13 protein-coding genes and 1 pseudogene are annotated in these 11,167 nt (G+C 40.8%); all 14 read left to right on the top strand.

Annotation, left to right across the window (positions count from 1 at the left end; translation table 11 throughout):
- Positions 1-223: 223 nt before the first annotated feature.
- The gene (locus F7Y48_RS23220; RefSeq protein ID WP_237285455.1) at positions 224-850 is read left to right on the top strand and encodes a hypothetical protein; all 627 of its coding nucleotides are present in this window, start codon (positions 224-226) and stop codon (positions 848-850) included.
- 119 nt (positions 851-969) lie between these two features.
- Positions 970-1,674, top strand: coding sequence for a hypothetical protein (locus tag F7Y48_RS23215; protein WP_316685436.1), 705 nt, complete (start codon positions 970-972; stop codon positions 1,672-1,674).
- Between the two features lie 199 nt (positions 1,675-1,873).
- Complete coding sequence (locus F7Y48_RS23210) at positions 1,874-2,155, top strand: type II toxin-antitoxin system Phd/YefM family antitoxin (protein ID WP_000086647.1); 282 nt, start codon at positions 1,874-1,876, stop codon at positions 2,153-2,155.
- Positions 2,152-2,439 carry a type II toxin-antitoxin system RelE/ParE family toxin gene (locus F7Y48_RS23205; RefSeq protein ID WP_015296903.1) on the top strand — a complete coding sequence of 96 codons (288 nt, stop codon included), beginning with the start codon at positions 2,152-2,154 and terminating at the stop codon, positions 2,437-2,439. Before F7Y48_RS23210 ends, F7Y48_RS23205 begins: the two co-directional genes overlap by 4 nt.
- A 785-nt stretch (positions 2,440-3,224) precedes the next feature.
- A complete protein-coding gene (locus F7Y48_RS23195; RefSeq protein ID WP_005377021.1) occupies positions 3,225-3,716 on the top strand; it encodes an RDD family protein in 492 nt (163 codons plus the stop codon).
- A 150-nt stretch (positions 3,717-3,866) separates the two neighbouring features.
- On the top strand, positions 3,867-4,208 hold the full coding sequence (locus F7Y48_RS23190) for a hypothetical protein (RefSeq protein WP_069537329.1): 342 nt from the start codon (positions 3,867-3,869) through the stop codon (positions 4,206-4,208).
- 630 nt (positions 4,209-4,838) lie between these two features.
- Positions 4,839-5,390, top strand: a complete 552-nt coding sequence (locus F7Y48_RS23185) for a hypothetical protein (RefSeq protein WP_258507671.1) — start codon at positions 4,839-4,841, stop codon at positions 5,388-5,390.
- A gap of 133 nt (positions 5,391-5,523) precedes the next feature.
- Complete coding sequence (locus F7Y48_RS23180; RefSeq protein ID WP_225462245.1) at positions 5,524-5,961, top strand: GNAT family N-acetyltransferase; 438 nt, start codon at positions 5,524-5,526, stop codon at positions 5,959-5,961.
- 658 nt (positions 5,962-6,619) lie between these two features.
- Positions 6,620-7,108, top strand: coding sequence for a hypothetical protein (locus F7Y48_RS23175; RefSeq protein WP_316685437.1), 489 nt, complete (start codon positions 6,620-6,622; stop codon positions 7,106-7,108).
- Positions 7,089-7,187: pseudogene (locus tag F7Y48_RS23170) on the top strand (N-acetyltransferase); the annotation flags it as partial. The gene F7Y48_RS23175 and the pseudogene F7Y48_RS23170, both read left to right, overlap by 20 nt.
- A 682-nt stretch (positions 7,188-7,869) precedes the next feature.
- On the top strand, positions 7,870-8,328 hold the full coding sequence (locus F7Y48_RS23165; RefSeq protein WP_258507666.1) for a hypothetical protein: 459 nt from the start codon (positions 7,870-7,872) through the stop codon (positions 8,326-8,328).
- A gap of 136 nt (positions 8,329-8,464) precedes the next feature.
- Positions 8,465-8,866, top strand: a complete 402-nt coding sequence (locus tag F7Y48_RS23160; RefSeq protein WP_047010329.1) for a hypothetical protein — start codon at positions 8,465-8,467, stop codon at positions 8,864-8,866.
- A gap of 214 nt (positions 8,867-9,080) precedes the next feature.
- On the top strand, positions 9,081-10,037 hold the full coding sequence (locus tag F7Y48_RS23155; RefSeq protein ID WP_069550648.1) for a hypothetical protein: 957 nt from the start codon (positions 9,081-9,083) through the stop codon (positions 10,035-10,037).
- Positions 10,038-10,185: 148 nt separating this feature from the next.
- Positions 10,186-10,959, top strand: coding sequence for an aminoglycoside phosphotransferase family protein (locus tag F7Y48_RS23150; RefSeq protein WP_258507660.1), 774 nt, complete (start codon positions 10,186-10,188; stop codon positions 10,957-10,959).
- The last annotated feature ends 208 nt before the right edge of the window (positions 10,960-11,167 follow it).

Genomic DNA, 11,167 nt, shown 5'->3' with positions numbered 1-11,167 from the left:
ACTACCAGACAGGTTTAGTTTTCTTTATAGCTGGTCTGCCAGCGTTTATAGCTTGTTTAGTCCTTCAATTTCTTTGAGCACGAGCATAACAAACTGTTCAAGAGGGATTCGCAACGCGTGGCATTTTCACTATGCGTTAGTTTTAGTGTTTAAGGCGGTTTGCGGCGGCTTCGGTATTACGTTGCTCACCCCTTAACAGGGCGTTATGCAATTGGAGAAGAAAGTGGGTAATGAGCTAATTAAAACAATCAATAGAAAAGATGGTGTTGATGCTGCTTTAGACTTAACAGAAGCTTTTTTAGACACGCAGATTAGTGACGAGTTGCTCGGCAATATTCCTCTATTAGGGCTGATAGTAAAACTCAAAAACTTCGGATGTAGTATTAGCGATTACTATTTCATTAAAAAGCTACAAAAATTCGTATTCCATCTGGGGGAAGTATCCACAGTTGAAAGGGATGAGTTCTTCCGAAAGTTATCTGAAGATTCCGAACATCAAGCTAGAGTTAATGATAACTTATTGCTGTTGCTGAACGCATCAGATGATATTGAAAAGCCTTCATTAATAGGGACAGTTTTCTCTGCTTACGTGCGTGGTGCTGTGAATTATGAACACTTTATGCAGTTTTCATCTGCGGTTAACAGCTTAAATTGTTATCAGTTGAAGTTACTCAAAGAGCAGAGTGAAAGGCAAGTCGCTAGATCTGTTGGTCATGCTCTAGCATCTCATGGACTTGTAATTGTATCTGTACCTACATTAGCTGGTTCTTCTACACCTAATTACTATTTAAACGACGAAGGCGCATTGTTTCTTCATTGCTTATTTGGTTCCGTGGTTGAGTGGGAGTAATTGCATAACAAAGCATTTAAGAGTGATTCGCAACGCTTGGCAGTTTCGCTTCGCTCAAGTATAGCCAAGTGCCGCTCACACCTTAATGCGGCGTTAGCAGTACACGGTGGTAAATCAGTATGGAACATGACAAATCGAGATGTTTTTTCTACGAGCCTGAAAATTCGATTCGCCGTGAGTCGATGTTAATGAACAAATTATTGTTTGATCTACAGTTAGCCTATGCGATGAAGGGGTACTACCTTAAAGCTTGCCGTACTGATGTCGATGATAATGGCTATGACTTAGTCCTTGATTCTGAAGATATAAGCAGAAAGGTTCAGGTCAAATCAACAATGGTTGATTCCTCCACTAAGTCTTGGGATATAGCTAAGGGTGTACTGCGTCCCGAGCTACACCAAATGCGTAAGCATTCTATGTGGTCTAATTTGACTGCGGGTATTAGTGGGGGAGTTATTTTACAAGAAGTCACATTGAACCAAGATGACATTGATGTAAATTATTACTATACCGACTTGGTTATTCTTTCACTCTACTGCTTTGAGATCATCGGGAACAAAGTGAACTATAAAAGTGCTTGTAGGGTTATAGGTGAGCTTCATCATGAACATTTCCATGACAAGGTAGCACTTTCAAAAAGCTGCTTTCTCAAACTTAAATCACCGTCTGCCTTACTAGAGTTAATGGGATTTACTCAAAGTCGAATGTATGGAGATATTATTTACAAATTGCAGTGTATTAATAATCCAAAATATCGTTCAGCGCCACACGAATACTATCGAGAAAAAATTGTACAGCTGATAAATTCAGTAAAGTACTGCTAACAAAGCATTTAAGACGGATTCCCAACGCTCGGCATTTTTGGTTTAATTCAACTTTAGTGTTTACGGCACAATGGTTTAGGTTCGGTGGTATGCGTTGCTCACCACTTAATGCGGCGTTATAACACAGAATCAACTTCTTGCTCAAAAGGATTAGTTGAACTATTATTTGTACGTTATTCTGTACTAATGGGAGTTCAATATGAGTCGTATTCATTTCGATCAAGATATTCAGCCTTTATCTGAGTTTCGTGCCGGTGTAGCTTCATACATCAAACAAATCAATGAGACTCGTCGTCCATTGGTTATTACGCAACGTGGCAAAGGTGTTGCTGTTGTTCTCGATGTTGCTGAGTATGAAGCAATGCAAGAGAAAATCGAATTACTGGAAGAAATGCGCACAGCAGAAGCTCAGTTAGCTTCTGGTCTCGGTGTTTCCAATGATGATGCGCGTGCTCAAGTACTTGGGCGCATTAAGAAATGAAAGTAGTCTGGTCTCCATTAGCACTTCAGAAACTAGGTGATGCAGCGGAGTTTATTTCTTTGGATAATCCACCTGCGGCAGAGAAGTGGGTAAACGAAGTTTTTGATAAAACTGAACTCCTTGGAAGTATGCCTGAAATGGGGCGGTTTGTTCCTGAAATGCCCCATACGAATTATCGTGAAATCATCTTTGGTCACTATCGTATTATCTACAGTTTAAGTCACGAAATTCGCGTACTAACAGTTCGTAATTGTCGTCAAATTTTATCGGAAGATGACGTGTAAAACTGTGTTATAACAAACTGTTTAAGAGTGATTCGCAACGCGTGGCATTTTTGCTATGCGTTGCGTTTAGTGTGTAAGGTGGCATGCGGAAGCATCGGTATTGCGTTGCTCACACCTTAACAGGGCGTTAGGCGCAGTAAGAAATTTCTTGGTTCAAATCACTAATTTTTCTTTAGCCATTTGTTCTGGTTTTTCGGCAATTTGGCCTTATCTACCCAAGTTCTTGAATCACTCAACCTGTAAAACATGTCAAAGTTTGCAGGTTGCCTCATTGAGTTTTGTAGTCGGTTTGTTGTTAATTTCTTTGGCTCAAATCGCTTCAAGTTTGTCTATCGTCGAAACGGATTTATTGGCTGAAACTTCGCCCTGAAAGTTAGCTTTTCCAAATTCCATGTCTATGCGCTGATTTGCCAATTTCTTTGGTGTTTTGGGTTGCAGTGGGTTTCAGGTGCTTAGCCGCTTTAGCATTTGGGTTTTAATTAAATTCAGTGGCTTACGTGTATTTCTTTTTCCCAAAGGGTGGTTTTCTAAATCCAATTTTAACTATTTGCGTGAAGCGCCTAACAAAGCATTTAAGAGTGACTCACAACGCTTGGCGATCTCAGTTTAAACTTGGTTTTAGTGTTTAAGGTGCAATGGTTTGAGTTAGGTGTTTTGCGTTGTTCGCACCTTAATGCGGCGTTATGTTAATTGAAGCGTGTTGCAATTAATTGAATATTGTCTTGAGAAAGAAATTACATTACGTATCATGCATTTACGTTGGTTATATAAACTAGGTAAATAATATGAAAGATAATGTTCCCGCGAAAATGAGTGATTTGTACGAATATTCAGGTTTTTGGCCTCGAGTTGGTGCTAGTCTAATTGATACTGTGATAATTTGTGTCCTTACATACCCGATTCTAGTAGCGGTTTATGGCTGGGCATATTTTGACAACGATGCGTTAGTACAAGGCTTCGCTGACCTGATTTTAAGCTGGATTTTTCCATTGGTAGCGATCATTGGTTTCTGGCTTTATCGTCAAGCGACACCAGGTAAAATGGCTATATCAGCGAAAATTGTAGACGCTAAAACTGGCGATAAACCTACCCTTCAACAGTATATTGTAAGATACCTTGGGTATATCCTAGCGACAATCCCTCTTGGACTAGGTATATTTTGGGTGGCTTGGGACAAGCGTAAACAGGGGTGGCACGACAAACTCGCCAATACCGTCGTTATCTGCGAAAAAGATCGAAACACACCTCAAGAAGTTGAATTCTCATCAAAAAATTAACATAACAAAGCATTTAAGAGTGATTCCCAACGCTTGGCATTTTTCATTCCATCGTTGGGTTTCGTGTTTACGGTGGTAAGGTTTAGGTCTGTGGTCGCGTTGCTCACACCTTAATGCGGCGTTAGCTTAAATCATTAACAAGGATGTGTAATGAGAAGTAAAAAATGGATATTTGCAGGTATTTTACTCATTGGTGGACCTTCATTATTGCCATTTAGTTTGGAAGTTATCTCGATAATTGAGCTGTTTGGTCTTTTCGGATTGTGGACAATTTATTCATCTTACGCCGAATATTTGGTGAATCATCCTCGCTTTAAAAGAGGTCTGCGTTTAGCTACCAGTTGGGACTTCCAGCCTCAAATGTTGTTCTCGCTGAGAGAGCTTAGGGCATGTCCACAGTTAGTTTTTCATATGCTCCCTATCCAAAGTGTGATGGTCTGGACTTTGAATATTATGTTTTGGGGTGGTGTGGCTTGGTGCTACATAATTTAAGCTAACAAATTGTTCAAGAGGGATTCGCAACGCGTGGCATTTTTACTATGCGTTGGTTTTAGTGATTACGGCGGTATGCAGCGGCTTCAGTATTGCGTTGCTCACCCCTTAACAGGGCGTTATGAGCTAAAGGGTAATTAGGAGATAGTTCTGTTGATCAGTGTGGCTGTTTTTTGTGTCATTGTGGTTTTCTACTTTTGGTATGGAGAAAGTGATACGTCGGTAAAGGATGCGTGTATTGCAATGCTTGCCTATATTGCGTATACGATTTTGTATTTGTTTGTTCCGCCTTTCCCTTCGGGCACGTCATCACAAATGGGGCAATTATACGGTTTTGTGCCACTGTTATCTTTTGGGGCCATTTTATTTCCGCATTTCAATACACAATCACCGGAAACAGTAACACGAACAATCGGTTGGATTGGTCTTGTCACAGTTGCACTTATCCTCGTTTGTTTCAAACTTTTTGTCTGGTAAGTGGGCAACGTAAGTACGCTCATAACAAACTGTTCAAGAGGGATTCAGCACGCGTGGCATTATTGGTATGCGTTGATTTTAGTGGTTAAGGCGGCATGCGGCGGCATAGGTATTGCGTGCTTCACCCCTTAACAGGGCGTTAGCAGTCAATGGGTGGATTTAAATATGTATTTATACCACAGAGTACCTGTCAATTTACAAGGCAATATGCTGTTTCCACTCAATGAGTTGAAACAAGTGCATGACAACTTGTATCAGTTTCACGTGAAGAAATATCGATACAGAGAGGGAGCATTAGAGCGTAGGGTATTACCTCTAGACTGTCTCTGGAATGACGTACTTCATTTAAGTCCGATAAATCCTCATAAGATTAAAAAAGCTTTGATAGAACAAGGTCTACAGCTATCGAATTTAGGGCGCTATTTTAGATTCGAGGCGTTGAACTTAGGGTTGGACGAATGCAATAGCACTTTCTTTTGGTCAAAAGAGCAAAAGTTTGGTGAGTGGTCTGCTAAAGAAAGTGATTACTTCAAGTTTGATGTTGCTCGGCTCAGTGATATGTCAGACTTGCCGCCAGAAACTGAGCGTTACTATGCGCAACAAATATCTATCGGAGCTAGCCCTCTTCTCTATTTCAGAACACCGCATGTCTTACTTAAAGGGAGTATAAATATAGATGAGAGTGTCGAAATAATTGACTGCTAACAAATTGTTCAAGAGTGATTCGGCACGCGTGGCATTTTTACTATGCGTTGCGTTTAGTGTTTAAGGTGGTTTGCGGAGGCTCTGGTATTGCGTGCCTCACACCTTAACAAGGCGTTAGGCTTTTGGAGGAAACATGGATATTTCCCTTAGACGGGCGAGTGAGACAGATATTCCTTTCTTGCTGTCATTACGTGATAAAACGATGAGGCGGTATCTAGAAGAAGTAGGTATGTCAACGAGTACTGAAGAGTATGAAAAGCGAATACGCTTCGAGTTTTCTCATGCACAAATCGTGGAATTGGATGGTAAGCCTATTGGGTTGTTCAAAGCCACATACACCGAAGAACTTAACTATTGGTATTTGGTTCAAATTCAGATTTCTCCTGAGTTTCAAGGTTTGAAAATAGGCAGTAAGCTAATTCTCGACTTAGTTGCTAAAGCGGAAACAACGAAATCTAAGGTTGGGTTAAGCGTGATTGAAACGAATCCAGCTAAGCAACTGTATTTGAAATTGGGCTTCGAAATCGTGAAAAGCTCTGGGGCTGAGCAGTTGTTGGAACTACAAGCCTAACAAAGCATTTAAGAGTGATTCCTTACGCTTGGCGGTTTCGCTTCGCTCAAGTATAGCCAAGCGTGCGTCACACCTTAATGCGGCGTTAGTACGGGTTTGACATCAAAGGTCATAAGTTTTGGTGTTTATCTGTTTTGGCGCTCGTCTTTACACCTTTCAGTTTGTACCTTTCACGTTCTTTCCGGTGGCACTATATGCGGAGTGTTCGCTTTGATTCCAACGTTTACGGTTTCTAACTTTTAGCCTATTTCTTTATTGCTTCTTCTTTTTCGTGGTTTTTACTAAGTCAAAATTGTCTTTCTTTGGTGTTGCTGTCGAAGTGCGAGGAACGAATCCTTTTCTAATTTGGAGCCAGTGAAGGCAGGGCTATTCAGTGCGTTTTTCTTCTAGCCAACTTTCGTCTTTCAATCGGGGTAAAGTTTTGTAGCTGCCCGTCTCACTTCAGTGTTCAAAGCCTTTCATATCATGCCAGTTTTCAATATCTTGGAGCGCATAAATAGAAGTAGCGCATGTACTAACAAATTGCTTAAGAGTGATTCGTAACGCGTGGCATTTTTACTTTGCGGTGGCTTATGTGATTAAGGCGTCGTGCGGTAGCTTTTGTATTGCGTTACTCACACCTTAGCAAGGCGTTAGCCGTCAGAGTATGGAGGTATCGATGGGTGAAATTACGAAAACGTATAAATTGTCTACAGATGAAGAAGATAAACAGCGTTTATATTGCAAAGAGTGCTCTGGACTTACACTACACTCAATTGTGTCATCCTTTGATAAGGATGGAAGTGAAGACTGTGGAGGCGGTAACTCAGTTGATTGGCATTGCAAGAATCAGACAATTCAGTGTTTAGTCTGCCAGACAGTCTCTTTTCGAACTGTTTCAACTTTTTCTGAAGATGTTGAATATGACCATGAAGGTCCGTATCACCCTGAAACTATTAAGTATTATCCAGGACGCGTGGAAGGGGTTAAATCTTTAGAATCACACTTGCTTCCCTATACTGTTCAACAAATATACAAAGAAACGGTTTTATCGTTAGAAAATGATCAATTTATCCTAGCGGGTATTGGTATTCGAGCAATTGTTGAAACCATCTGTAAAGATCTCCAAGCCGAAGGTCGCGATCCATCGAGCTCTCACATTCTATAAGCACCATGGTTGGGAGTCCGTGCGCAAGAATCCCAAGCACGATGAAACAGACTTTTACCAACTTTGGCTACGCACCTAACAAACTGTTCAAGAGGGATTCGCAACGCGTGGCATTTTCATTATGCGTTGGCTTTAGTGATTAAGGTGGTGTGCGGTGGCTTAGGTATTGCGTTGCTCACCCCTTAACAGAGCGTTAGTACGGGTTTGGCATCAAAGGTCATAAGTTTTGGTGTTTATCTATTTTGGCGTTCGTCTTTACACCTTTCAGCTTGTGCCTTTCACGTTCTTTCCGGTGGCACTATATGCGGAGTGTTTGCTTTGATTTCACCGTTTACGGTTTCTAACTCTTAGCCTATTTCTTTGGCGCTTCTTCTCTTTCGTGGTCTTTACTACGTCAGAATTGTCTTTCTTTGGTGCTGCCGTTGGAGTGCGAGGATCGAATCTTTTTCTAATTTGAAGCCTGTGAAAGTAGGGCAGTGCAGTGCATTTTTCTTCTAACCAACTTTCGTCTTTTAATCGGGGTAAAGTTTTGTAGCAGCCCGTCTCACTTCAGTGTTCAAAGCCTTTCATATCATGCCACTTTTCAATATCTTGGAGTGCACAAATAGAAGTAGCGCATGTACTAACAAATTGCTTAAGAGTGATTCGTAACGCGTGGCATTTTTACTTTGCGGTGGCTTATGTGATAAAGGCGCTGTGCGGTAGCTTTTGTATTGCGTTACTCACACCTTAGCAAGGCGTTAGGCTTTAGGTAATAGTAAATGGAATATAAGTGCGATATTGAGTTTTTAGAACAGCGGCTGAAATTGCTAAAGTGGCTTAATTATGGGTTTATTATTCCTTGCTTAGTTGCTTTATATTTCAAACCTACAATTTTTGTTGTGAATGGCTCTTTTACTAAAGGCTTAGTGATTTGTGCACTTATTATGTACGTATTGAGGTTTATAGATAAGCACTATGGCAATGCTTTACATAATCATCGTAGTGACATTGTTATAGTGAACAACGTAGGGGTTGAATTTCGTCACCAAGACTCAGGTTACAACTTTAAGCGAAATCACGAAGAAATTGTGTCTGTGAAGTACTCAAAATATCTTGGTACACCAAAGGTAAAACTCCGATTTTCCAACAATGAGTTCTATGATCTTGTTTGGTTTAAAGACTCTAACTCACTTTACAGCAAGCTAAAGAGTAAAGAGCACTTGGTGGAAAAAGCCTAACAAAGCATTCAAGAGGGATTCACAACGCTTGGCAGTTTTGGTTTGAATCAGCTTTAGTGTTTACGGCACAATGGTTTAGGTTGGGCGGTGGCGTTGTTCACCCCTTAATGCGGCGTTATACGAATAGAGGGAATTTATGTACAAGAGTACTGATTTTAGCTTGGATTCAAAAGAGTTCAGGTTTAAGAAAGACTCATATGCTTTGTCTAAGATAAACAATGCTAGGGTTAAAAAGTTAAGTTTTCTTGATAATTTAGGTCAAGTGTTATTCTGGGTGTTTATTTTTTCAGGGGCTGTTTGGTTAGCCATTCCAAGCTTTGAAGAGGCACCGCAATGGCTACAAGTTTTAGTTCTTAGTTTGACGGCTGTAGGTTTCGTTTTTGCTCTTCTTCGTTGTTCTAAATATGCGCTTCAAGTCGAGTTTCGCCATATAGATGAAACGGGCGTTCAATGGGTTAATGTCGCTAAGTCATACTCAAAGTCAGATTGTGAGTTATTTGAACAACAAGTGCTGGCACTGAAGGAGAAATTCGTATAACAAATTGTTCAAGAGTGATTCGGCACGCGTGGCATTTTTGCTATGCGTGAATTTTAGTGATTAGGGCGGTATGCGGCGGCATAGGTATTGCGTGCCTCACACCTTAATTGGGCGTTAGGGGCTTTGTCTGAAAATTTGATAATAATCACATGGTTGCATTTGAAAGTGATGCTTTTAGACCTCATATTGACTGTGGACTCTATGGATGCAATATATGAATAAGCCACACTTAGCTAATAAATTTCAAATGCACTACTATTTCGGCGATGACTCTCACACAATGGATGCATTGGTGCGCAATCGTTGTGAAGCCGAAGTTATTGCGATACTCACAGAGATCGCCAAAACACTTGATGAAAGCATCTTAATCGAATGCGAAGCACACAGAGAGGGTGGGCTTCGTGACATATGGCAGCTAGCTAACGCAAACGCTGGTGTTCTTTCTGTTATTGTTGGCATTGCAGCTATAGCTGTCCCTTTGCTACCCAAATCAGATTCGGAATTGGAGCGCCTTCAAAAAGAAGACCTTCGTTTGAGTATCGAAGAGCGAAAATTGAGGATTCAAGCTTTAAAAGCAGAGATAGCAGAAGATAAAGTCCAATCTGAAACAGTCACAAAAGTCGCCGAAGTAGTAAATGAAAACTACAAGGTTATCACTCGACGCTCTAATCTATTCAAGCATTTAAACACATACAGTAAAGTCACTAAGTTAGGTGTAAATGGTCTCACATCTGACGGTAGTGAGGTTAGCCCTGAAACTGAGGTGGTACGCGGTAGCTTTAAGCGCTTTATCTTAAGTTCTAACGTACTACCCGTCGAAACGGTTGACGAAGCAATTATTGAAATTGTTTCTCCAGTGTTGAAGCAGGGTAACTACAAATGGAAAGGTGTTTTTGATGGCGAAACTATTAGTTTCACAATGAAAGACCAAGTGTTTAAACAAGATGTACTAGACGAAAGAATTAGTTTTCAACATGGGTCTGCGATCAAGTGTGCTTTAAACATTCATAGCAAATTAGACGAAGTCGGTGAAATCGCTATAACAGGGTATTCGGTCGAAACTGTATTAGACAATATCAATGGTCAGCAAATAAGCCAAACGCCTCAAGGCTTGGCTTACAGACACAAAAGAACTTTGGAAAAAGGGCAAGGAGACTTGTTCGCAAGCTGAAGCACGCCCCTAACAAACTGTTTAAGAGTGATTCGCAACGCGTGGCATTTTTACTATGCGTTGGTTTTAGTGTTTAAGGTGGTATGCAGCAGCTTCGGTATTGCGTTGCTCACACCTTAACAGGGCGTTAGTTGCACAGGGAGGTATCGTGGAAGAATTATCAGGCGGAAGAGAATCTGCAATATATCGAGATGGTGAAGTCGTCTATCGACCTCTTCAGTCATGGAGTTCTACAATTCATCTTATTTTGAAGCATCTTGAGCGAGCAAAGGTAGATGAAATACCAAAGTTTCTAGGTGTTAATCGAAACCAAGAAATCTTAAGTTTTGTCGCAGGTAATACCTACAATTATCCGCTAGTTGGCGCAATCGCAACAAATGATGCACTCGTGTCTGCGGGTAAATTATTACGTAAAATACATGACTCAACAGTTTCACTCTTGGAACAAATTGATGTTAATGCACACCGATGGATGTTAGAGCCGAGAGAACCATTCGAGGTTATCTGTCATGGTGACTTTACCCCATACAATGTTGCTCTATTAGAAAATACAGTTGTTGGTGTGTTTGACTTCGACACGGCGCACCCTGCACCAAGAATATGGGATTTAGCATATTCGGTCTATTGTTGGTCTCCTTTCAAAACTGACAGCAATGATAAACTAGGCACAATCTCAGAGCAGGTGGCTAGAGCTAAGTTGTTCTGTGATAGTTACGGTGCAACTGAATTAGAAAGAGAGCAATTAGCTGATGCTATGGTTCAGCGATTACAGGCTTTAGTGTCCTTCATGCGTAGTGAAGCCGAAAATGGCAATGAATCCTTTGCTGAAAATATAGAGCAAGGTCATCTTCAAGCCTATCTAGATGACATAGAATATATCACTGAAAATAAACAAAAAATTCAGTGCGCATTGTGCAACTAACAAAGCATTTAAGAGTGATTCGCAACGCTTGGCATTTTCGCTTCGCTCAAGTATAGCCAAACGTCGCTCACACCTTAATGCGGCGTTAGCTTTCTTTGGGAGAATAAAGTGAGTCAATATTTGATCGAACCAGAAGTTCCTGGGTGCTTGGGTGAAAATACTTTGGCAAATTTCGATTTGCATCCACCGATAATAGAAAAGCTACATT

The sequence above is a fragment of the Vibrio sp. 2-1-2a genome (assembly GCF_032648565.1).
Classification (GTDB): Bacteria; Pseudomonadota; Gammaproteobacteria; order Enterobacterales; family Vibrionaceae; genus Vibrio; species Vibrio diabolicus.
The sequence above is the reverse complement of the archived record's forward strand: the minus strand, read 5'-3'. Positions and strand labels throughout refer to the sequence as shown.